The following is a 25,178-nucleotide window of genomic DNA, read 5'->3' as shown; positions in this document are numbered from 1 at the left end:
AATTTTGGATGTACTGAATAATTATATTCAATTAAACATAAGGTGTGATAGGTAATTGAATTCTTTTTACGTCGTTCGAATGAAAGAAACAAACACTGAGTTCGATGTATCCATTATCTAAATATCTTTTATAGTCATTCAAAGAAATGTTTACAGTTGGGCTATTAAAGGATGCTCTTATAAAAGCAGCGCCTTCTGGAATCGTCTTTAAATAGTATTTTGATTGTATCTCATTCCCACTCTGGAGTAAAACCCCATTCGCATCATAGAATAGTAATCTTTGTAACCACACACTTGCAGCTCCATTCACAGCCTTTATACTTAAAGAGCAGGTAGTACCCTCCTGAACTGGAATCCCGCTTCCTTCGATATTCGTTGTCATAGTTCCCCAATAAGTATTATATAACTCTCCTGTTTTAATATTTGGCGTTAAGTATACAAACTGCATCGGACTATTAAGAACTACTTCCTTTTCTACAATATATCCTATCCCAGTTGAACCTTCTAACAAGGCATTTATCATCTCCATATTTGAAGTTAAGTAATCTCTACGGTCAATTATTTTGTAATCAGATCCATTATCCCACCAGATACTCTTTATTCCATACTGGGCGGCTCTTGCGACAAAATTAGAAGCTTGCTCTGGCCTAAGATCAAGCAATGGATAGGATATAGTAGTTCCAAACTCTCCAATCATGATTGGTGCTTTTATTCTATCTGAAAATCCCTTTAATTCAGAAAAGTCACTATTGATATTTTGATTAAATTTCTTAGTATAGATATGCACCTGAACTGCAATTTTGTTAGAGACATAATCGATTGGCATACGAAAAGCAGAATAAAATCTGGAATCCGCGCCATCTAATAAGGTTGGGATTACTAAGATTCGCCTAGAATTATTTTCTCCGGTACCTCGAACGGTATCTACAAAAACCTGATTAAGCTCATTCATCTGAGCGGCCGCTTTATCACTGTAATTCCAACTTCGCTCTATGTTATCTACTTCATTGTAGGCCTCGAAACTTAGATGCTCATCATAGGTTTTAAAATGCTCTGCAATTTGCCCCCACAACTCCTTAGCATTTTTTAATACCTGTTTCATTGAAGTATCATCAGTTCCTGTATATATAATTGGTTGCTCATGATGTGCATTGAGAATGACATACATATTGTTAGCTATTGCATAATCCACAACATCCTGAACCCTATTCATCCATTCATCACTCACTTTTATAGAACCCGTTTCATCTACAGAAGTGTTATAATACCAAGTTACTGGTATACGAATCGTATTAAATCCCTTAATCGCCACATAATCAATCAAGTCTTTTGTAATATAAGGACTTCCCCAATTCAGTTCCTGTTTTAGATTAGCTGGGTCGTTTCTGTTTGCTGACTTAGAATCTAAAGAGTTGCCTAGATTCCAACCGACATTTATATGGTTAACATACTCACCTGCTGTAATATCTTTCATTAATGTGTTATGAGTATATCTTATATATTTTTCTAATCCAAAGGTTGGATAGTTAGTTATACTATTTTTATAATCAGCTATCGTAAATGATTTTCCGTTTCCATAAACAGTAATCGCAATTTTATCTGTATTACTCCTCTTCTTCCATTTCTGTCCACTTTGTAATTCATTGTTGTATATTACTTTTCCGTCCTGATCTAGTTCAAGAATACTCATCTTCATATAACCACCAGGTAAATGTACGACGTAATATTCTTCACCCACCTGACAGAAATGATCATAGCATATTTTGTTGTTTGTGATTACAAATTCTCCTGTTTCATAAAGATAGGATCCTGCCTTCCAGTTATTAATATTAGAAAAACTTGCATTGCTAATATTTATGGTTTCTGTTTTACCGATATACTGTTCATTTGCAAGATCAATGATTAAGCCATTTTCGAACAGAGTATAGAGGTCCACTCCCCATTTTTGACTTCGAATTGTGAGTCCGATATATGAAGTTGTAGGTTGTTTGATAAAGATACCACCATTTTTTAGTGCCGCATTGTATTTTAACCATTTACCATTTGCATCGTACTCAGTAATTGTTAAGGTGATTCGGGAATCATTTGTATTGAATATATAGGGTTTGCCATCCACCTTATAAAAATTTCTAGTACATAGACTTCCTTCTGAGTTCTCAAATGCCCCACCCCAGCTCTTAAACCAGCCCTTTCTGTAATTATATGAATTACTTAAGGATTCTATATTGGTCTCCCCTGAGAGTAGTTCCTTATCCATATTATGTTCATTTAAATTAATGACTTTTTCTAGTGAGAACTTAAGCCCATTTTGTATATCCTTCCACATATTCTCTGCATGATTCTCTATGATTCTTCTATTCTCGTACTTATAGATGGCTATTGTTATGAATTCCACCGAATCATCAATGTAGAAAATATCACCATTACCTACGTCAATATATTCTCCTTTTGTACTATCTTGATTATATTTATGAATGAGCATACGATAAGAATTATCATTAACCAATGCCTTGTAATAATTCTGCTCCGTTTGTAAATAGTAATTTAAGCTAATATAAGTTTTATCAATTTTACCCTGTATCCAATCGTTCTGGTAATTCATCTCACTAATTATTGTGTAAGTACTCTGGGAGTCTTTCGATGTTGGTAGTTCATATGCTGACACCTTCTGGGCATTAATGTATCTATTATTTTTACTAAAATCAGTAATATCTTGTTCACCCTCGCGATTGATTAATTTTTCATATTGCATACTTATCAATCTCCCATCGATAATAATTTGACAGAATATAATGGATTTTGTTATATTTTGTCATATATTATAATATGATGAGCCTGAATTATTTGTGTAAGTCAATAATAGACGAAAGGTGGATTTTCATTAAAAATATACGATAACAATATATGAAATAAATGAAAGCCCTTGTTAACCCTTAATTATTTCGACAAGATAGGAATTTAGTTGTTTAAATTCATCATCAAATCGAGTTATGGAGGCAGGCATTGCTTTATTCTTTATCTTCTCAATTGTACTTGCAACTTCATCAATGGAATCTACATAATAAAGATAATCACATTTTGCTAAAGTATTATAAGTTTCCTTTACTTTATGATGGTTATTACCTAATACAATACATGGTGTCCCCGTAATTAAAGAAAAGATCATGCCATGAAGTCTGTCCGTTACGACCATCTCAGCTTTACCAAACAAGCTCCATTTTGCTTTTAATGCATCATCTCTTTCTTCCACATTGATATCTTCCAAAGTAACTGTATCCGTTATTAAACTATTCAGAAAGAATTGTTCACATATTATACGTATCTTCTTATTGTCCTCTTTTGACAATGCGCTTTCCTTGTCTGATCGTAAGCATATTATGCTTCCTTCCCGCTTCTTCGCTGCATATTCTGTCGCATCAATTGAAGTAACCACATCCACCATAGGAATAACCCTACATTTAAATGACTTCTTCATTCGGTCATAGGATACTTGATCTCTAGCTAACAGGGTAAGTTTACTACATCTGTTATATATCTTCTTACTCTTTTCTAACTCTCTTAGACCATGTTTGTCCTCAGTAAAGAATATCGTCTGTGGAAATACAATAATCACATGATCAGAGAATGCTTTCATTATTTTGCGTCTAAATTCTTCTGCAAAAAGATAGAGATTCCCCATATTTCCTCCACCCTGACAGATAAACACATCATTCTTTCGTTTTTCCTTTTTCAATTGTCTTACAGCCATAAGGGTATCCCAACCGCTTACCTCAATTATTTGTATCTCTGGTATTTCTTGGGTCAACTTTTCAAAGAACATTTTTCCAGCATATGCAATTGCATGGTCACCCATATTATCAAAGCAAGGTGTTTCAAACAAAAATAACCGAAGTTTCTTACCCTGCTGCAACGAAAAATCAAATTTTTTTCTTATAAGGATGAAATCATTTACCTTATGATAAACCTTTCCTATCATTGAAACCTTTTTCATCCTATCCATTATTGGTATACCTATGGAGCAGATTGTATTAGGATAGGTTAAACAAAGTGCTATTGTTTTATTTTTTTTAGATATATATGGATTCCTGCTTATCTCTTCCTTATGTTTTTTCAAAAACTGTTTATAATGGTCTAAATCATGATAAGATCTTAACTGATATCCTAGCTTCATATATGTGATTAGGTAAGGAACTAGCTTAGCAAAGGATAACTCCTTGAGCTTTAGATCTCTCTTATTCGAGAAATATTCATATCTCTCACTCATACTAATAACGATATCTCTACAATTCTTATACCACTTATCTATACTTCTATTATCTGAGATACAATTTTCTCTTATTTGATAATAATATTCATAACTCTGTAGTTGGCAAATAACTTTTGCTTGGTCAAATAGCTTATATGTTGTAGCAATATCCTCATAGTTACGCCCTACGGGGAATCGAATCTTATGAAAAAGTTCAGCCTTATAAAGCTTATCCCATGCATAACTTCTAATTGCTTTATCTTCGATCAAATACTGGTTTGCTATTTTTGAATCATAAACACATTCCCTATCCACTGGTGGCATATCTATTAGTAGTTTATCCTTTACTTCAACATAATGCCTACAGATAGCTATATCGCAATCATATCTTTGTATTCCATCATAAAGTCTTTCAAACATGGTAGGCTCAATATAATCATCGCTATCTACAAATCCAATAAATTTGCCCTTTGCAATGTCAATCCCTCTGTTTCTAGCACTGGATAGACCACCATTCACTTGATGAATCACCCGAATTCGTTCATCTATTTCTGAATATTTATCACATATTTGTGGACATTTGTCTGGTGATCCATCATCAACTAATATAATTTCAATATTTTGATAAGTCTGTTTTCTAATAGATTCTATACATTTATTTAGATAATCCTCTACTTTATATATAGGTACAATAATAGTAATCAAGTCTCCTTCTTTATTCATGTAGTCTTCCTCCATTTACCTCCACAAGCTTTACTTATTATTAATTCGACCTTATTTTTTATAATCTGAAATCCTTCAGTACGTGCATATGCCATACAAAATATAACTGTACTAAAGATTCCTACAAATGCGCCTTTTACAATTAACATCAACCATCCATTCACAATGATATTACGAGATAGCAGAGACAATAAGATAATATTGCTTGTCACCAAGATAGCATTACTTAGAAGCGATAAATAATACCCCGTAGCTTTTCGCTCAAAGTACTCCTTAAATAAGATTTTAGGTTCATACCAAAAATAAGTACTAAGTCTTGACACTGCAGAAGCTAAAAGAATTCCTGTTAACCCCCATAAGTTTCCCATAATAATTGATAATACAATGTTAAGCACTGCGCCAAGTAGCATAATATATTTTGTCTTCATGTATAAACCAGTAGCATCTCGATATACCCATAAAGGTTGTAATACACAGGATAAATATGTATTTATTGTTAAAGCCAAAATTGCTGTAGAGCTTATAGTCAATCTGCCGCCTAACCAGGTAAATATCAGATCATTTGCCATAATACAGAATTCACTTATTATAATTCCACAGAGAATAAAACTGACTGTTTGAACAGCGCTAAATACCTCATATCTTTTCTCCGAATCATCTTTCACTATTACATTTCCTATACTAGCCGTAATTGCAGAAAAGATAATCTGTATAATCAATAATAATTTGCTACTTACCATTAGGTAATTTGAATATAAACCAACCATGGTCGTTCCAACGATGAAAGATATTAAGATATTATCCGTTGCAGTAAACATAGTTCCACTAATTTTATATATAAAAACTGATTTCAGATTAGAAAAAATAGATCTTTCCTCTTCTAGACTAATTCGTTCTTTATTTCGTATGTATGGATACATACTGTCTGCCTTTTTTGACACAATCAGATTATTTATAAACTGACTTAATACACCAATTGTCAGATAAACGATATAATTTTTCAAAAGTAACAAGAAACCTATCTGTAATATCATTTTGCTCAACATAATCCATATAGATATCTTAAGCACCTCATAATTCTTCTGATCCGCAGTTAAAATAGTAGCTCTGTAAACAAATAAATAAGAGATTACCACACCTGCCAAAGAAAAAAGATAATAAAGAACTAGATGTGGTATTTCTTTGTCTGTATTGATGATTAGTTTTAAAAACGGTATGACTGCAAGACCTATAAGGGTAACCGCTATTGCAATTACCCGATATATTTTTTTATAGAAACATATTAATCCTGTCAATTTCTTTTCATCTTGTTCAGCTAATGGTTTATATAAGCTATATGCTATCGTAGTATTAAATCCTAAATCCACCATGCAAAGAAGATTTAATACATCTGCATAAACACTATTTATACCTAGATACTCGATTCCTAACGTTCTGATAAATACAGTTCTTGATAGAAAGCTCATAATTAAGGTTATTAGTTGATACAAAAATCCAGATAATATATTATAAGTTGAATTTTTAATACGACCTGTACCCATCCTAATCCTATCCTTTGGTTTTTTCATTTTTAAAGTTTAATTGCATGCCTTTATAGATTTCATATATTTTGTTCACTTTATCGTTATCTATATCTAATAACATCTCTCTCTTTTTTCTTCCTTCTTTGTTAAATAATCCAGTAATTGCTCGAATGCCCCATGCTAAGCCTAGTAAATGAGGCTGTTTTATTAACCATGGGTAATCTCTTTGCATATAAGATATTGGTGGAAAGTAGTACCACAATCTTGCATGTGATTTATTTTTAATGATTGGAGTATGATTAAGTGTTGCTATTTGTCCCCATATTCCATTTTCACCTTTACCATAGATTCCACATTCCACCAAGTATTCAAATAGATTTTGTGAGAATTTATCTATCTCTTCTCCACCTAGCCATACCCTAGCCAAAGTGTGAACGCGCTTTTCAAATTCTAACACTCCACACTCTTCCAATTTATTTTCTATGTATACTTCGTCCCATGCCACTTGATATAACCGACGATAATAATAAATATCTACAACATTACGTATCCCACACCCCGCCTCATAAAAGTGCTTCGCCATATGTACAATTAAATATACATAAAAGTCTTCGGTACTAAATTGTAAAGCATACTTTCTCCCTTCTTTTACATTCGTATGCTTTTCATTGTGAAAATAATCATACTGGTTCTGATTAACATTCTTACTAAATAATTCGTAGTGCAATTCAATGGTTAAAAAAGGTGGTTTTACATAGATATCATGATGCTTTATGGAACATAATAATGTAAAACCCATTCCTTCCACTACCCTTTTTGCTCTGTTCATATTCTCATCATAGATCATTACATCAATATCGCTCATTTCTCTCATTTCAGGAGAGGGATATATTCTTTTTATAACAGAGCCTTTTAATATCTGATGATATATGCCTTCCTGTTCCAATCTTTCTTCCAGTTCCCTAATGCAACCTACTTGCGTTAAGGAAAGAATTGTACTTTGCATAATGATCGACTTCATACTTGCTTTTTTTTCTTCTGGTAAATCGGTCTTTAGTAAGGCCTGCAAAATGATATAGTTCATATGGTTGTTGCACGCTATGTATTCCAATTCTTCCACCTGAATACCCTCAGGTATGTTGCTAGGCTTTTTATTATCTAATTGTGCAAGCACCAATTCACCCAGATATTGCATTATCCTTAACATGATCAATTCCTCCCTAATTTATTAGCTCCTTTGTATATCGTAAGATATAATTCTTTCTTTCATGAAAGAAGTTTTCAATCTTATTGATTTCGTCTTTATAAAAAGAATATCCAGGAATTCCAATAAACCGTTTATAACTGCTTTCAACCATTTTTTGTGTCAGTTCAGAAATTGCAGTAATTGCTGAATTCACTTTCTCTTCCGAAAATATTTCATTCGTTATTTTTGTCATAACCTCAAGGAGTTGCTCCCTAAATTCTTTATTTTTTATTAATGATTTAAAAATTACATCATTCGTAACTCCTGGTTGTAGAAAAGTATTGATACTACTTGTTGCTATATCACTCGCTGTCTCATTCGCCATGGTGTTGTCTAATTTAGGTAGCAAAAAGCGCCATTTACCGTCATTATAAGCTTTATCGTTTTCATTGATAGACCTCCACATCACTAATTTGTCCTGTCCATATTCTGCATTTGCTAAATATATATTTGTACAAAAATACTCTAAATAGTTTTGCACATCCATATGTGCTTTTACCCATTCATAATTTTTCTTGTTCTTTAAATCATGTTTCTTTATATAATTGTATAACCTATCAATTTCTTTTTGATACTCCCACTTTTTATCAATCTTACCATTTACAGCTATTAATACGTTGTCTTCTTTTAAGCCGTAATGTTTCCTAATGTATGCTTCATCATACTCTGATCTCAGCATATAACCGCCCCAATACTCTCCATCAATAAAAACATTACATGGAGTAATATCTGGTGTACCAACCGTAGTACTTTCTAGTAATTTGGCTACTAGATACTCTCTTATTTTATATAGATTGTCTCTCTTATTTGTTTGAACTACTAACTGGTTACTAATATTGTTATAATAGCCTGATAGACTAGATCCCTGAAAAGCCCCTCCGTTTGCTGTTAATAGAAGACTTTTCTGCGGTTGTGTGACACTAATATCTTTGATGATACTAATTAACATATTACCCTCGAATGTTTTATCTTTTTGTGGTTCAAAAAACTCTACATGAGCTTCTTTTTCCCAACCATTTAAATAATTAGCAGTTCCACCACCATCTTCACCTTTTGCTAGTGCCTCTTCATGACTGCTGCCAGAAACATAGATTCCGTCAAAATAATCAAAAAGGTCTTTGGGGTCGCTTACAATGGATAAAACAGACATGTTTTTCATATCACTTGCATCTTTGATACCTACAAAATAGGATTGCGTTTTAATCTCACTACTTTTCCCTTGACTGTTTACAGCCATTGCTCGTACAATTACACCCATGGTAATACTAGAGGGTTTGTAGTAATTCAAATATTCCATCCCATCTAAAGTAGCATATTTTATATTAGATCCACTCTTATTCTCAATCAGAATAGGCTTATCATAAACTTGTGACTCTTTTGTTGGATCAGAACCATCCAATGTATAATATATTTTATCCCCTTCCCCAGCCTTGATTTCTAGTTGAAAACGTTCATTATAAAAGCCTCCTGGAACAGAAAAATTCAATTCATTCCTTGCTATATTATCGCTCTTATTATTAGTTTTCCCCTTTGAGGAGGTTACGTATCCATAACTAATATCACCATCTTGTTTGCATCCATAGCTTTCATCCGTCTTTAGGCTGGGTACCAATAGATTCTTTAGGTCTTCACCATTTTCATTATAGACTCCAATAATATCATGTTCTGAGACGCCTAACTTTCCCAGCCCATCAACACATGAATATTTACCATGTTCTAGAATATCCGATGCAGGAAATGTATACTTCTTCTCACCGTTTACTGTTATATAACAATTCGATAATTCGACATCGCTACACCTATCCTTATTATACAATTCTATCCATCCTGACTGGTTGACTTCATTAATGCTTACTAGCGATAATGCTTTTGATAAAGGGATTTTGTCTAATGTAGTATTATTACTACTAGTCTCTAGCAGTTCCTTTTGCTCTATTCTTTCCCTATCCTTTGAATATTTCACCATGAATATCAAAATAACTATGCCAACAAGACTTACTAGAATAACAAGTGTATCTTTTATTGGAAATTTATTATACATAGATCCTTTGTGCCTTGAATTCATGTTCATGCCTCCGTTTCTACAATTCAGGTAATTCTCTATGTTCTTTTTGAGCTAGATAATATTCATAAAAAGGAATATCTTTCTTTAAACCATCATATCTGCGTTTTCTCACCATAATTTGAACCTTTTCATAAAGATAAGGCCATTTTGTAAGTATTTGTTTTACTTGATCTTTCATACTCTTTTTACCATCATTCTTTATACGCCATTCCCCTGAACATAAATGAATTGCATAATGATCACCTGTAAGTGTTCCTATTTCAAAATATTCCTTTGGGAAAATAACAAAATTGCCCAAGTCTTGAAACTTATTATTCAGTTGAAATTCTGGATAATGTTTTAAGATGTAATAGGTATAATAATAATTACTGGTTGCGTATCCATTCACAATTAATTGGTTTTTCTTCCACTCAAATAATTTTCCATTCGTTGTATTACCGAATGTTGTAGCTTCGTACATATCCAATAGATTTTTAATTAACGGATTCTTTGGCTTGGCACCAATGATTGCAGTTCCAACAGAGCAATCAAAGATAAAGTTTAAAAATGCTTTATAATTCAATAAACTATCAAATGACTTACATACCTTCACATCAGTATCTAAATAGATACCACCGTATTCATACACTGCTTTTAGTCGATAGTAATCACCAATAAAACCAAGCTGCTTTTCTTGATAAGTTTTTTTGACAAATTCATTTTCATCAAAACTACAATTACTTTCATCCCATCGCATAATCTTATAACCATCTAATAGTTTCCAAGAATCAATGCATTTTTGTAAGCTATCCGGTATCGGTGCACCACCAAACCAACAATAGTGAATAATTTTAGGGATTTGTCCTTCCTTTTGTTGTGAATCTATGTTTTCTTTCACTAATATTCTCCTCTCCGAATAATCCTGTCATAAAAGGTATCTTTTTGTTTTATAGATTCCTGATCAAACCTAGTACTTAATTTATGTATACCTGTCTGACTCTTTAACAACTCATATTTATTTGAATCATAGCTATCAAAAATATAGGTTGATAGGATATGTGCATCTACTTGACTTACAATTGGCATTTTGTCAAATTCAGCTTTGTAATATTCAATTGCCATAGTCATAAATAATTGAAAGATAAAATAATTAACTGCCCTATTATATTTACGCCAATATTGGTACAAAAATTCTCTTGTTAAACAATATATATTTTGGTTGCTAGTTCCATATAGCATCCAATTATTTGCCATCATGATCTCTGGATTAAAACCAAAGTAGTAAAAGCTAAACATAAAGATTGGCTGATCCTTAATATACTCTAATAGCTTTGTATCTGTACAAAATACGGTAGCATCAATCCAAAGTCCACCATGTCGAATTAACAACTCTAATCGTATAAGATCCGAAAAATGTGCATTTCCAATAATTCCGGCTCTCCATTTTTCCATAATGTAATCTGGCAACTCGATATAATCAAATATATTATTTTGATCTAGAATAATGATATTTTTATCCTTCATATTCCTCCTGATGGATTCTAAGCAACGCTTTACCACCTCGGGTGCTTCATTAATTCCCTGAAGCCAACAAAACCATACCGTATCTTTATTTGCTATCTTTTCATTCTTCTCCCAATACGGATTTTTAGTACATTCCTTCCAGAATATCTTCTTTAATCTTTTGTAGTAAAGCATTCTGTGTTTTTGCCCAATCATTACGTTATATAAAAAACTTAGGGGTGGAGTATCATACTTTAATTTAAGCATGAAATGATCATATACAGAGCCGAATAACATTCGATCTTCTATTTTATATCCAACCTTTTTTATCTTTTCACTTCCAGTCACAGTAATCTCCCCCCGCTTATTTTTAGTGCTTTTGTCTTAAAGCTATATAAAATATGTATTAACCAAAATTGCTCATTTTTTAATATAGTACCTATTATCTTTTTTTTACCCTTTAACCTGACACTTCTATATGCAGTTAAGAATTGTTTACTTTGAACAATTTTTTTCATTGTCTTGTCCATTTTCTCTTTATCCCAACATGATATTGTACAGATTTGGTTGATAAACATAAATATGCGATTTAAATATAAAGTATGAATGGTCTTTAGTTGTCTATCATTATTTTTATATTTTTTACAATATCCATATGCATTCTCATAAAAGTATGACAATGCTTCTATAAAATTTTCATGAAACTTGAACACTAGAGTACCCGATGATTTTAAATAGTAATTATAAAGCATGTTTTTTGTAAGCACTGTTTTTCTACTAGCATCAAGTACTTGTATTGAAAAAGCCATATCCTCACAAATGGAAAACTGCTTATTAAATCGAATGTGATTGTTATCTAGTAGATCCTTTCTGATGAATTTATTCCAAGGTGGATTCAATATTTCTTTCTCCACCAGTATATTAAACCATTGCCCAAATAATTCTTCCTTGGTACCCAAAAAATCACTACCTAAGCTATTCTCAACGATTCTATTATCCTTTATAATATGGTATTTAAAACTACAGATAACCAATTCCGCCTGGTTGCATTCAGCCAAATGAATACACTTTTCTACCATATCTGTTTCCATTACATCATCAGCATCCACAAACAATATATATTTTCCTGATGAATGCTCTAGTCCATAATTTCTTGAGGCACTTACCCCTTCGTTCTTCCTATGATATACGGTTATTCGATTATCCCCTCTAGCATAATCATCGCAGATTCTACCGGAGGAATCCATACTACCATCATCAATTAAGATCACTTCAATCCATTCGTAAGTCTGCTTTATTACATGAGTAAGGCAGTCTTCTAGATAATCTTTACAATTGTATACAGGAATTATTATACTTACAATCTCCATGGCATCCTCCTTATTGCTAATACTATTTATCTTATTCGTTCTCTTCTAAATTGATTACCTCATCACGATTTTTTATGTATTTTGAGATAACCTTAACCCTCCTTCTCTTTCCATTTATAAGGTTTTCATAGTTCTCTGGTAAACAGCTAAAGATGGCAAAGAGAATATATAAATATTTAAATGTCTGCAAAGAATCAACCCATAACAAATTGATACAAAAACCTAATGATCCAATGAAAAGCATTTTACTTATTTGTGATTTCTTTTGAATACTATTCTTTAACATGCGAATCAAAAAATATAATAAAAATATGATGTAACTAATCATTCCCGGATAAGCATATCGTATGTATTCCGCTATATAGAAATTATCCACTGACTGAATAAATGATCCGTTAATCTCACACGCAAAACTTCTTTTACGACCTAATCCAATCCATGGGTTCAACCAGTCTATTTGAAAAATATACTTCAATTGCTCCCTATAATGAGAACTGCTGCTCAGTGCACTAATATCAGCTCCAAATTTCACAGAATACGTCGTACCCAACAATTCATCAATCACACTTACAATCTGAATTATGATGCTATTAATAAAAGGTATGTTTCTAAACACAATCAGCATTGAAATAAATATGACTATAAATACTCCTCCTATAATAAAAAACTTTTTCTTATTTACTTTAGGAGAAAACAAAGCTAACATAACTACTTCCAGAAAAAAAACAATAAGTGTTGAGCGAGAACCAGTGAAGAAAATGTTAGCTGCTATTGCAAGAAATAAAAGTTTATTTTTTAAAATATTAATTTCTTGCTTTTCGATGTCAAAGCAGCATATTGGGATCATGATTATTAACATAAGTCCATATCCTAATGAATGGATAGCTGGTCCCATAATCCGATATTGACCTGATCTAATAAAAGCTCCCGTATATATCCCCTTAATCGTTTCCAGATAGGAGAAGGGTGACCTGTGTATCACAAATTCTATTAATCCTAAAAACGCAATAATATAAGAAAAAATCAGAAGATAATGTAAAGTTTTCTTTATTCCAAGACAATACTGAATGATATAAATCAAGAGATAAAGGGAAATTAATTCAATTAGTGGATTTAACAGTGCATTAATATCCACACGCAGTACTAAAGTATAGGTTAATACGATAAGATACGGAATTAAAACCTTACTATAGGTTCGACTCATAACCTCAAATAATTGTTGTTGTCTTTGCTTCTCTCCAAATATCAAGAGGATCATTACGATTATCATAATTCGAATGACAGTAAAATCAAAAAGTGGAAATGGTATTCCAAAGTATTGTGGCAAAACAAAGAGAGTAAACAAGAATACAATGGAGGCCCAGAAAAATACTTTAATTTTTTTTGAAGGCTTTATATATTTACTATCAGTCATCGTTATTGTCTTATCCATTTCCCACTCCTTCTTATCCTTTTAATGACATGTACAATTCTACAGGAATCGACTTTTGGCTATGATAACAATTAAAATACCAGATGCATAATTTTAATGTGTTAAAATATTTTTTATCTCTTAATAATTCAATTCGTAATTTCACTGAGATTATGTTGCGATTAATTATTCCAATTGCTTCTTTATTCATTTTTAGATCTTTGGCGAATTGCATCATAACCTCATGACTCCTCAATAAATCCTCTAAGAATATAACACGCTTATTTAGATCCCTCATTTTATGCATTGTGACATTGCTAGAATGTAATCTTCTCTTTAAGGTGATACCATGATATACATAGGCACCATCCATACATAATGACATTTTCCAAACAAATTCATCATGTGCCCATCCTTTATACCAGTAGGGTAATATCTGACAGAAGAAATTCTTTCTGATACACATACTGCACCCTTCGCATCCTATAAACATATTTTTTTCTTTCAACTTTAGATGTTCCAGTTCGTTATTTCCTTTTAAGCGTGCAAGCTCCCAAGATGGAATGGATGGAGCATCCTCTGAGCATATATATGGCTCAAACTCAGAGCCTAACATGAGAATATGTTTATTTTCTTCCATAAGAGTTGTCATAATATCAACCCTATCCTCCGCCCAGATATCATCTTGATCGCAAAAGAATATAATATCTCCTGTCGTTTTCATGATTGCCTGTACAAAATTAGAGCCATATCCAATATTCTCTGTATTAACCTCTATACTCCAATGGTTCTGCAATTGATGATTATTAATATATTCCTTCACAATAGTTACTGTCTGATCCTTAGAACAGTCATCACAGATAATCACTTCATCAACAGCTCTTGTTTGCATTAGAATAGAGTCTAATTGCTCTTCTATGTAATTGGCTCCATTATAGGTCGCCATTGCAACTGATACTTTCATATGCTTATCCTTTCAAAACGAAACCTAATACTTTTCCTATATATTTACTATTTCTTCGATTAACTAGCCTACTATAGATTCCTATTTTCCCGCTAAAGTATTGATTATGTTTATAATTAGGAAATCGTTCATTAATAAAAGAAAAAGTGTTATCATATAGCTCTTTTGCTATACTGTGATCTTTAATCCTACCAATTCTAGATAGTGAACTACAAAGTAGTGTTTTCACACAAAAATATTCAAGTTCCTCTTGATATACGTCATACAATTGATTATTTATATAAAAGTCCAATATATTCTCCATAACAGGAATGATATCTCCCACTCTCCGGCTTTTATTGACGTTCATAGTGGAGTTACCCCTTAGATAATAATATACAAATTGCTCATCAATATATTTCTCTTTTTTTATAAATGGAATTGTTTTAATATAAAAAGCGGTATCTTCATAGATATATCCGTCTGGGAAATCAACGCCCGAATGCATAAGAACTTCTCTTCGATATAGTTTATTCCAAGGTGAAACCTGCGGATTAATAAACATATCTTTTTGATTCTTGAATTGTCTCACATTTCCTCTTGCTTTATATTCCTTTATTGCTTTACCTTCTTCACAAAGATAATGGTAATGACACTCCACCATATCACACTTTTCTTCTTCAGCCATCTGGTACATGGATTCAAACATACTTGTATCCACATAATCATCCGAATCAACAAAACCAATATATTTTCCTGAACTCTTTAATACCCCCATATTTCTTGCCGTTGCTTGCCCACCATTTTCTTTGGTATATACTTTCACTCTGTTGGGATATTCTTTTTCGTATTCCCTCATAATCTGATTGGAGGTATCTATGGAACCATCATCAATAAGAATAATCTCTAACTCCTCTAAAGTTTGGTTCACTAAGGAATCTAAGCATCTTTGTAGGTACTTCTCCGTATTATAGACAGGAACAATAATACTTACATTAACCATAAAAACCTCCTAACCAAAATAATCTTTTCCATATTTGTTATATGTATAATCCTTCGATTTCATAGATATTCCATTATAAATAAACCCACAAATGTTTGCTTTTAACGCTTCTAACTGGAGTACAACCTTTTTTTCTCTGTCAAATTTCGAGACTTTTTCTCTCGTAATTAATAGATATGCAGTTGTACTATTGGATAATAAAAGCGCATCCGATACAATACCAACTGGAGGTAAATCGATAAAAATAACATCGAACTCCTTCTTACAGTATTCCAACAATTCATTCCACCTAGAACTGGATAACAGATCTGCAGGATTTGGTGGCATCATACCCGCAGATATAACAAATAGATTATCAAGATATTGTATAATTGGTTGAGTATCAACAATTCCTGCCAGATATTCACTAAGTCCATCTGATTCATCAATATCTAGCATGGTACTCATACTTCTTTTTCTCATATCAGCATCAATGAGCAATACCTTCTTATCAATTTGCGTATAGGAAATGGCTATATTAACTGCATTTAAAGTTTTACCTTCCGCTGAATCTGCACTAGTAATTGCATAAACTGGACATCGTTTAAGATTCCCAGTCAATCGTAAATTTGCTCTAATATTATTGTAAGCTTCCCTTAGTCCAAACGGGCTATCCAAACTTAGAATCTTATTTATCTCATGTTTTTTGCTAGATGCAATCATCAGAGGCACATCCCCTAAGATTGGAATCTTAAAAATATCCTCTATATCTTTTCTCTTTTGAATCGTTGTATCTAATAAACCAAAAGATAAAAACAATACGAAAGCTAGTACCAATCCACCTAAGGCACCAATTAATATCAACTTTGTCACACTAGTTGACTGATATGGAACTGTAGGTAATTCTGCTTTATCTAATACTTCAATTCCACCAGATTTGACTATTCTTATTATTTCGTTTGGTGCAAGTTCACCTATGGCATTTGCTATATTCATAGCATCCTCAGGATTTGGATTATATACATTTACACTAAAGACTGCGGTATCCTCTATTGAAACAGCACTTATATTACTTCTTAAATAATCGACAGAATAAGATATCCCTAATTCTTTCTGTACTCTTTCAAGAAATGTATTACTTCGCAGAATCTGCATATAACTGGACACCAGATTTTTAGCTTGTGTAAAATCTAAACTATTGATATTAACACTACTATCCGAAATATAATCCTTATTACTGTAAACATAAAAGGATATTTGCCCTACATAAGTTGATGATTTATAGTAAGTGCCATAAGCGCCTCCTGCTAAAGCAAATAGTATTGATATTAATATAATATATTTTAGTTTATTTTTTATTATCTGGATAATTTTATCAAAGTAAAAATTAGTTAATAAGGTTTCAAACATTTTTTATCTCCTTAAAACGTATTTTTTTAGTTACTAGGCCTTTTTTATTAAGAATAATCTTCATCCTGAACAGCTTCTAAACATAAAAAGATACCTCCTCCATATTTTGCTTTTGGATATATTTCAAGCAAATCATCCCATTGTACAATAAACAAATCAGCGATTTTATACATCCAACGTCCTGTTAGGGACGCTGTGTCCACTCTTGCAAATGACTCTATATAAATTATTCTTAAACCCATCAGTTTGCCTAATAAGCAAATTGGAAAAGTTACAAGTGCCCCTGTAGATATAATACTCGAAGGCTTTTCCTTCAATAGAATGTAGAACGATTGAAAGAAAGTTTTTATGAGTTTTGGTATAAAAAGTATTTCTTTTCGATTTATTTGACTCAAATAATATACTTTCTTGCAAAAACTCAGTTCTTTAAAATCTCCTCTTTCCGTTACAAGAAATATATCCTGATGTTCACCCAATATTGAAAGTTTGGCTATTTCCTCTAAATGCCCACCTAAGGAGGCTGTAAAACAAATTTTCTCCATAAATTTCTCCTTTCAGTTTTCTTTACATATCTCCTTAACGATCCTATGCTATTTGAATTAATTGATTTGACTAGCTAATATGTATCGTATTCTTGTCTAAAAAATCCTGTATCATTCCAATGATATTATTCGTATTAGAAACATACTCTTCGAATGGATACTCATCACATCGCTGCATGGCCTGTGCTAATGTTTCATCATCATGTTTACATATTACATATTTCTTTTTCTCAAATGCACGTGCAATATCAAGTTGATGATCATCCACATGTTCATGATATTTTTTCAGTCTTGGATAGATTACTACAGGTTTCTTAACTTTTAACGCAGCTAATATAGAACCTACTCCGCTATGTGTTATTACCATTGTGGAACCAGCAATATAATTATCAAATTGATCCTTGTCCAAAAAACGATAATACTTATAATTCTTAGGTTCATAATCTGAAAAACCGATTTGGGCCATGACTTCCTCTGTAATATCTCCACGTTCGATTAAATCATCAACTTCCTTAAGTAATCTGTTTAATTGAAACTTTTGTGTTCCTAATACAACAAATATCATATATATCCCACCCAAAAATTATTTTTAAAATGTGTTTCCATTTATTTACAGTATATGGTTGTAACTATTTTATATTCATTATATTTATTATGAATATCATTAATATTTTATTTACTTAGGAATTTACATCCAGACTATCTTATAAAACTTTACTGTTTTTAAGGATTGATTTATTATGAATGAACCGTTATAATATTACCATATTTTTACATTTTGGAGGTATTTATGAATGATAATAGCAAAGTGAAATTAGTTATAAATTTAGACGTTACTGACCTCGATGGTGAAAAAGTAATGATTGACTTTTCAACAGGAAATTACTTCCTATTAAAAGGAGCTGCTAATGAAATATGGGATTACATACAAGAACCTATTATAGTTCAGGATATATTAAAGCGACTGATGATGGTTTATGATGTATCTGAGGATGTCTGTCGTGAAAGTACTTATGCTTTTTTAACACAGCTTGAAGGTTATAAATTTATCAGTTTGGAGTAGAACATTATTTACAAACAAAAAAGTCGCTAACCCCTGATTTTGTAGGGTTAGCGACTTTTTTGTATTTTTAATATATTAAATCTTAATTAGTCGGTCGGTATGATTTTATAATAAACTTTCTGAAAATTCAAAAAGTCTAATCATATTATTAAGGTCATTTGTGTTAATATAATTCCATGTTAAGTTAGGATATAAAGGACATTTCTTTTGGGTTTCATTGTCACAGATTAAAGTGCCCAATTTTCATAATATGCATCCGGTACAATAGCAACTCCTAATATTTCGGTATGTTCATATAGCAAGAGCAAAGTATCTGCTATAAAATCATGCATCTGCTTTTGCGATTCGTAGCAGACACCATGTTCCACAGGCTTAAAGTCTGGATATGTAGCTACATATGAATATATAATACGCTGTGCTAATGAATCGAAATCTTGTCCTATCTTATTTTCGACTTTCATCAATATCCTCCTTTGATACCTATTATCTTCATCAAGTCCTGCATTTGCTCTTTGTTCGTAATACGGTAATTGAGCCAGCCTCCGCTTCCACAAGGATATTTGTTATCCCATACCGCTTTGGCATATATACTTAATTCATTATAAATCGGTTTGATTGCATCATCTGAAATGCGGATTAATACCATAAACGCACTATTTTCTGCAAATACGTCGCATATATGTTTGCTTTTATAGCTATACTTCATACTCCAGCCATATTTGTTCCCATACGGAAATCGAATGCAACCTTTCATATTAAGCTTATCCTTTAGATATTGGTCCAACTCTGTCCACAACTCTCCGGCATCACCACAATAAGTAATCATTTCATCAAATGAAGGTACCGTCTGCTTGTCTAACATTCTTTCATACAAAGTATTTACACCTCCAAAACCATAGCTATTTCTTCTTGATAGGTAGCCAAAACCTATATTCTGCTTGATAGTCTTCAGGATTATAGTGAAAGTTAGCGAACCCTTTTTCGTCATCTAATTCTTATAGAATTTCCAATTTCATTCCACATCTTTTTACAGAGTCCTTCAGAATTGCTTTAAAGCTATCATATTGTGGTGTGCCGATGAAATAATTAAGGTTTTCCAAACCATAACGCACATGGAGCAAGTCTTCTGTTTCACAAAAAGCGTTCATATCATGCTCAGTCTTATAGTTGTCCAGAAAAGCCTTACGGTAAACTTCTGCATTGTTACCATACTCATATTTCATCCATAAGGTTAAATGAGCAACATCAGCTACCCAGCAGAGAGAATAAGCATCATCCCAATCAATTAGCGTTATGTCATTCTCATTGATAAGAACATTTTTTTTAGAGAGGTCGGTGTGGCAGAGCACAGGGGGATATTTATCACATACTTTCAATCTTTGATAAATTCCACTCCAAGTTGTTTCTATTTCATCACGTTTTACAAGGTTTTGCGCAAGTAAATTATTGGTATTCTCATCAAAGCTATTATACATAAACTCTGAAAATTTTGAGCAATCAGCTACTCCACCACCGATATATCCATAACCTTTTAGCTTTATTTGGTGTATCTGCAAACTAAATAACCAAGCTTTCTAAATAATTCAATGGTTTGATTATTCGACATAGTAATCCGATCAGCAGTTGTGCCTGGCAAACATTCCTCTATTAAATAACCGTTCGTGAATTCTTTATTATCTCGGTTGTAAACAAAGATTTTGGCATGCGGAATTTCATGCTCGGTAAGCTTTTTGTCAATAAATAAAAGCTTACCCTCCTCCGGCCATCCTGATCTATATATCTTAAAAATGTAAGACTTCAATTTGGTATCAATTCTATACACAGTGTTATTTGTTACATTTTCATATCTATGTACCGAGCACACACTTTGTTTCATATTTCTTTCAAAAACTTTTATAATTATGTCTATATCATATGTTTGATCATCACATTGTATAATATTATCCATTTTCATTACCCCTCCCTAAGAATGACGTCCATCATAAACAGTATCGCCATAGAATTGGTTAGATAGTGAGGTTTTGGAATAATATCGCCTAAAGTAATAATAATCATCGCAATAACGATTATATGTGTAATCATAAACGGTTCTTTTTTCAAAAAGCTTAAAACCACTTTTAAGCGCGGTTCTGTAAGATGGAGGATTATCTACATCCATTACAGCAATTAGATAATCAACATTATTCTTTTCGCAAAAATACTCTGAAAATGTAATAGCCGCTTCGGAGGCATAACCTTTTTTACGGTATTGCTCCATCATTTGCCATCCAAGCTCATATTCGTGTAGCAACTCATTCATTCCAAAGGAAATGGAGCCCATTACTTTATTTGTTTTCTTGTTTTGTATCGCATACTTGCGCTTGGATTTAAAGTCTTCTTTCGCTTCATATAAGTTAAAATTTTTGATATAATCATTGATTTTTTCTTTTGTTACACTACGTTCTAAATAAGTTGGAATGAATTCCATTACCTGTTTATCATATTTTATATTATATAAAGCATCTATATCTTGCTCAGCAAAATTTCTAATAATCAAATTATTCGTTTCTATATTCATTTAAATCCTCCCGTTAGTAGAGAGGTGTTAATCTATTAACTTCCCCCTACTATATATCTTAATAATCTGTTGTTTCATACGACCATTTCCTCCTTTCTTTGTTTTATATATGACATTATATATTTCCTAATGTTGGAAGTCAATTGTACTATGAAGGTGTATTACTATACTTTCCATAAGTGTATACTTCTTCACAAGGACAAGATAACGGTTATCTTTTGTATATATCCTGCACATATGATTTTGGAGTAATAAAAATCGCTAACCCTTGATTCATAAGGATTAGCGATTTTTTTCATTTAAGCACGAGATGGAATTCGAGTTCTATCCCCTCGATAATATACTGATAGAATGCTTCCAGCACATCCGATTTTTACCCGTTCAATTGGGTACTCAATAACTATATATCTCGTTTCTCATACTCAAACGGTTCTTCACACGAGTAAATTTCATGGAAAAATCCCTTGTATGGAATGTCATCTTCCATACATCTTATGTTATATGATAGTTCCTCATCACATTCTGGTTCTTCACCACTGTTACGCATAACTTCGAAAGCATCTACTATACTTTCCATGGTGACTACTTTGATAAATAAAGGAAGTTTCTCAAGCATCCTATCTTCAATGGTAGTCTCTGATTTGTATCCAGCAAGGACTGTTTCAAAATATTCTTCCATAAATTTTCTTCGTTTTTCAATATCCTGTTCAAATTGTATCCAGCCAACTCCATGTGTCCAGACATTTGCAAGATCAAACATATACCAACAGAAACATGAATTATCGAAATCATATACCGTTATTTTTCCATTATCAAAGTCTATGTTATAGTTACCGTCGCTGTAATCAAAATGTACCATTCCAAAAAACTCACTATTCTTGTCCAATCCCTCTAAAGTTTTAAGAAACTCAAAAAGTTTCTTTTTAAGTAGAGAAAGAGTGGGCGGTATCAGTTTATCAAGATATTCTACATTGTATTTATCAAAAAAACTATATCGTTTATGGGTAGGGGCATACACCTTCGATAACTGATGCATTTTCCCTAGTATTTTACCACAGTTATAAAAATATTCGGTGATTGGAACACCTTCCCGATATCTATAACCATTATCGACAAGTAATTTCCCCGGTGCTTTTACAAATCCGCAGACATAAAAACTGTGATTTTCATAGGTTATCTCTTCTAGCAGGTTTCCATTACGGGAGCTGATTACATCCGACACACTACCTCCATGTTCGTATAAATATCGAATATATTCAACTTCACCTAGAAAATCTTCAAGACTCCTGTCATCTAAGAAGGCTATTCTGATTATTTTAGCAACAGCTCCTTCTTTCTCACAATTATAAACGACATTTCGTCCTCCTTTATGTGGCTTGACCAAGCTGATTTTATAGCCTTCCAACTCATACAATTTTGATATTATCGGAAGTAAATATATGTCTACAATTTTAATAACTTCTCTATAAGTCATAATTCTCTCCTTTTCTTTACGGAGAGCTAAATTATTGTCACTCTCCTTATGTTGTAACATTTAAAATCTTTTTGCATTTAATTCACCCTTTCAAATATTAATATCTATTAAAACACAAGAAAACCTTGTGGATCTTTATTAACAAAGTCAATAATTTTATTTTTTTTCCTAAAATTACAAAAATTTATCCAACATTATATGTTTGTTATTACCAATTAAACAATCTATGAAATGATAACACTCTTTATATAGCATGGCAACAAATTCCAACAACGGTTGCACATGGTTTAACGAAATTGGGATTTTTATATCTTTTTTCATATATCGAACAAGTGATTCAATCAAGACTGTTAAACGTATTAATGAGCAAGCAGAAAGAAATCCCAATCGAGGACATTCTCAAGTATCTCGGACATAATGATATTGCTACTACTCTAACCTACATAATGAATAACCATGGGAAGCAGAAAATATCAAGACAGATTGTACACGCTCTTTCAGATATGAACGGACTTAACGTACTCATAGGTACGGGGAACTCCTGAAATGAAAAAGCCTCAGAAGTCTTGATTTTACAGGATTTCTGAGGAAATTAGTTAAGCGCGAGACGGGATTTGAACAAATCCCCCCACAAACAAATATTGATATATAGGAGGTTTGCGGCTTCTGTTATTTACACATATGGTTACACACACAATTATCATAAATTAAAAATGTTCGTCTAAATTCTAATGTCATTTTATCTTTTTATTGCTACAAGATGCGTATTTTTAACAGATGAATTGTTTGCAAATAAAACATATGCCTTATTTATAATTTTTTTCGGAAACATGTTAAATTTTTTATATGTTTCTTCCTTGTTATTGGTTAGCGATATATGTAAAAGTAACCCACCTAAATAGTTCTTATATTCTTCTTTGTCATCAATTTTATTTAATAAGTCAATATATGTAGATGCAATAGCTTCCCAAATTGCCACTTCCCTTGCAGGGTTTGTATCATGTTTAAAATCCTCAATAGTTTCTTCTAAGGAAAAATGGAAAACATCTTGTAATACTTTATTAGTGATTTTAATTCTATTTATTAATTCTATCGGCAATGATTCATGGCGTATTGGGAATGAATTTATTAAATCTTTTACCTCTATTTTATTAGTTTGTTTCTTGGATGAATTTTCATATAACGCTTCATAAATCATGGTTCTCGTTAAATTCTCATATACATTTGGCTTGACAGCTTTGCATATATCTAGAGCCAATTCTTCGATGCTACTATTCTCACTATTTAATGCATATTTATCTGCTAAATATGGACTAAATGTCAATAAGTCATCTTTTGTAATACCATGCCAAATAGGTAAAATCACTTTGTCGTAAGCGATTTCCTTACTAAGTAAACTTCTTAATTCATAATCAGGCCATTTTTTTGCGAAAAAATCTTTACTAAGTACTATTAAGCCAAATTGTGAATTAATCAAGCCTAAGTCGATAGATTTAGATAAACTATCACCCACTGTAAGCGTAAATTCATCATACCATACTTCTATAGACAATTTTTGAAGTGCAACGGCTAAAGGTCTTACCAATGTTTCTTTGTCTTCTGATGCATGCGAAATAAATAAATCATATTTCATGTTCACTCCCCCTTAAAATTAAATGTTGTTTTCTTACTTATCCTAAACATAATTATACCTTTCCTAAAATCAAAAGTCAATAAATGCCATATTTTCAAACTATTTACAAAATAAAAAAACAGAAGTGTGAATCAATCCAAAATGACATGATAATGGTTACTCTTACCTTTTCGAGTAAACGTTTATCATGTCATTTTTTTCAATATCATTGAATGAATAATAGCATATTAAAATTGTATTCATGATGAAAGGAGAAAACAAACAAAAACACTTCAAAAATAACATTTAGAAAAAAAGATGAGAGAACGAAGTTCTCTTGACTCAAGACGTATCTGTAGTTGAAATTTATAGAACAAACCACTGCTCAGGAGATTGTAGACCATTAAAAATTACTCCGTTAATAATGGTCAGGCTGGATACCCTTTGACTGTATCCTTAAGAGTGATAGTCCCTATGCCCTGTGATTTATATAAATTGGGCGTGCTCAGCTCTAACTTATAAATACAAT

At 32.1% G+C, this 25,178-nt stretch carries 22 protein-coding genes; 1 reads left to right on the top strand and 21 read right to left on the bottom strand.

The genetic code is table 11. The features are described from left to right. Positions 1-31: 31 nt before the first annotated feature. From bsdtb5_RS01695 to pssE, 14 genes are all read right to left on the bottom strand, one after another. A complete protein-coding gene (locus tag bsdtb5_RS01695) occupies positions 32-2,752 on the bottom strand; it encodes a glycoside hydrolase family 5 protein (protein WP_271714324.1) in 2,721 nt (906 codons plus the stop codon). A gap of 174 nt (positions 2,753-2,926) precedes the next feature. Next, positions 2,927-4,969: a glycosyltransferase gene (locus bsdtb5_RS01690; protein WP_271714323.1), complete on the bottom strand. Its 2,043-nt coding sequence runs from the start codon at positions 4,967-4,969 to the stop codon at positions 2,927-2,929. Next, positions 4,966-6,510, bottom strand: a complete 1,545-nt coding sequence (locus tag bsdtb5_RS01685; RefSeq protein WP_271714322.1) for a lipopolysaccharide biosynthesis protein — start codon at positions 6,508-6,510, stop codon at positions 4,966-4,968. Before bsdtb5_RS01685 ends, bsdtb5_RS01690 begins: the two co-directional genes overlap by 4 nt. Before the next feature lie 7 nt (positions 6,511-6,517). Next, positions 6,518-7,699, bottom strand: coding sequence for a nucleotidyltransferase domain-containing protein (locus tag bsdtb5_RS01680; RefSeq protein WP_271714321.1), 1,182 nt, complete (start codon positions 7,697-7,699; stop codon positions 6,518-6,520). Positions 7,700-7,712: 13 nt separating this feature from the next. Then, on the bottom strand, positions 7,713-9,803 hold the full coding sequence (locus bsdtb5_RS01675) for a CotH kinase family protein (protein ID WP_271714320.1): 2,091 nt from the start codon (positions 9,801-9,803) through the stop codon (positions 7,713-7,715). A gap of 16 nt (positions 9,804-9,819) precedes the next feature. Beyond that, positions 9,820-10,680 (bottom strand): glycosyltransferase family 32 protein, encoded by an 861-nt coding sequence (locus tag bsdtb5_RS01670; RefSeq protein ID WP_271714319.1) that lies wholly within the window; start codon positions 10,678-10,680, stop codon positions 9,820-9,822. Then, a complete protein-coding gene (locus tag bsdtb5_RS01665) occupies positions 10,680-11,633 on the bottom strand; it encodes a capsular polysaccharide synthesis protein (RefSeq protein ID WP_271714318.1) in 954 nt (317 codons plus the stop codon). Before bsdtb5_RS01665 ends, bsdtb5_RS01670 begins: the two co-directional genes overlap by 1 nt. Next, the gene (locus tag bsdtb5_RS01660; RefSeq protein ID WP_271714317.1) at positions 11,630-12,655 is read right to left on the bottom strand and encodes a glycosyltransferase family 2 protein; all 1,026 of its coding nucleotides are present in this window, start codon (positions 12,653-12,655) and stop codon (positions 11,630-11,632) included. Before bsdtb5_RS01660 ends, bsdtb5_RS01665 begins: the two co-directional genes overlap by 4 nt. 31 nt (positions 12,656-12,686) lie before the next feature. Then, on the bottom strand, positions 12,687-14,087 hold the full coding sequence (locus tag bsdtb5_RS01655; protein WP_271714316.1) for a hypothetical protein: 1,401 nt from the start codon (positions 14,085-14,087) through the stop codon (positions 12,687-12,689). A gap of 13 nt (positions 14,088-14,100) precedes the next feature. Beyond that, the gene (locus bsdtb5_RS01650) at positions 14,101-15,030 is read right to left on the bottom strand and encodes a glycosyltransferase (protein WP_271714315.1); all 930 of its coding nucleotides are present in this window, start codon (positions 15,028-15,030) and stop codon (positions 14,101-14,103) included. A 4-nt stretch (positions 15,031-15,034) separates the two neighbouring features. Further along, entirely contained in the window at positions 15,035-16,012 is a 978-nt protein-coding gene (locus tag bsdtb5_RS01645; protein ID WP_271714314.1) for a glycosyltransferase, read from the bottom strand. A 9-nt stretch (positions 16,013-16,021) separates the two neighbouring features. Then, positions 16,022-17,401, bottom strand: a complete 1,380-nt coding sequence (locus bsdtb5_RS01640; protein ID WP_271714313.1) for a polysaccharide biosynthesis tyrosine autokinase — start codon at positions 17,399-17,401, stop codon at positions 16,022-16,024. 47 nt (positions 17,402-17,448) lie between these two features. Then, the gene (gene pssD / locus bsdtb5_RS01635) at positions 17,449-17,943 is read right to left on the bottom strand and encodes a PssD/Cps14F family polysaccharide biosynthesis glycosyltransferase (RefSeq protein ID WP_271714312.1); all 495 of its coding nucleotides are present in this window, start codon (positions 17,941-17,943) and stop codon (positions 17,449-17,451) included. 70 nt (positions 17,944-18,013) lie between these two features. Continuing rightward, positions 18,014-18,508 (bottom strand): PssE/Cps14G family polysaccharide biosynthesis glycosyltransferase, encoded by a 495-nt coding sequence (gene pssE, locus bsdtb5_RS01630; RefSeq protein ID WP_271714311.1) that lies wholly within the window; start codon positions 18,506-18,508, stop codon positions 18,014-18,016. A 225-nt stretch (positions 18,509-18,733) separates the two neighbouring features. Here pssE and bsdtb5_RS01625 point away from each other — a divergent pair, with 225 nt between their 5' ends. Continuing rightward, a complete protein-coding gene (locus bsdtb5_RS01625) occupies positions 18,734-19,006 on the top strand; it encodes a PqqD family peptide modification chaperone (RefSeq protein ID WP_271714310.1) in 273 nt (90 codons plus the stop codon). A 227-nt stretch (positions 19,007-19,233) separates the two neighbouring features. Here bsdtb5_RS01625 and bsdtb5_RS01620 read toward each other — a convergent pair whose 3' ends face one another. From bsdtb5_RS01620 to bsdtb5_RS01590, 7 genes are all read right to left on the bottom strand, one after another. Next, complete coding sequence (locus bsdtb5_RS01620; RefSeq protein ID WP_271714309.1) at positions 19,234-19,467, bottom strand: hypothetical protein; 234 nt, start codon at positions 19,465-19,467, stop codon at positions 19,234-19,236. Next, complete coding sequence (locus bsdtb5_RS01615) at positions 19,467-19,880, bottom strand: DUF3788 domain-containing protein (RefSeq protein ID WP_271714308.1); 414 nt, start codon at positions 19,878-19,880, stop codon at positions 19,467-19,469. The genes bsdtb5_RS01620 and bsdtb5_RS01615 overlap by 1 nt, the downstream gene beginning before the upstream one ends. Before the next feature lie 121 nt (positions 19,881-20,001). Next, on the bottom strand, positions 20,002-20,562 hold the full coding sequence (locus tag bsdtb5_RS01610; RefSeq protein ID WP_271714307.1) for a phosphotransferase: 561 nt from the start codon (positions 20,560-20,562) through the stop codon (positions 20,002-20,004). After that, positions 20,544-20,960, bottom strand: a complete 417-nt coding sequence (locus tag bsdtb5_RS01605; protein WP_271714306.1) for a phosphotransferase — start codon at positions 20,958-20,960, stop codon at positions 20,544-20,546. The genes bsdtb5_RS01610 and bsdtb5_RS01605 overlap by 19 nt, the downstream gene beginning before the upstream one ends. Before the next feature lie 9 nt (positions 20,961-20,969). Then, on the bottom strand, positions 20,970-21,563 hold the full coding sequence (locus tag bsdtb5_RS01600; RefSeq protein ID WP_271714305.1) for a GNAT family N-acetyltransferase: 594 nt from the start codon (positions 21,561-21,563) through the stop codon (positions 20,970-20,972). Between the two features lie 400 nt (positions 21,564-21,963). Next, positions 21,964-23,037 (bottom strand): phosphotransferase enzyme family protein, encoded by a 1,074-nt coding sequence (locus bsdtb5_RS01595; protein WP_271714304.1) that lies wholly within the window; start codon positions 23,035-23,037, stop codon positions 21,964-21,966. A gap of 739 nt (positions 23,038-23,776) precedes the next feature. Then, positions 23,777-24,670, bottom strand: a complete 894-nt coding sequence (locus bsdtb5_RS01590) for a toll/interleukin-1 receptor domain-containing protein (protein WP_271714303.1) — start codon at positions 24,668-24,670, stop codon at positions 23,777-23,779. Positions 24,671-25,178: the final 508 nt, after the last annotated feature.

This window comes from Anaeromicropila herbilytica (assembly GCF_016591975.1).
GTDB classification, from domain to species: domain Bacteria; phylum Bacillota; class Clostridia; order Lachnospirales; family Lachnospiraceae; genus Anaeromicropila; species Anaeromicropila herbilytica.
Note: the sequence above shows the minus strand (reverse complement) of the source record. Positions and strands in the feature narration are given on the sequence as shown.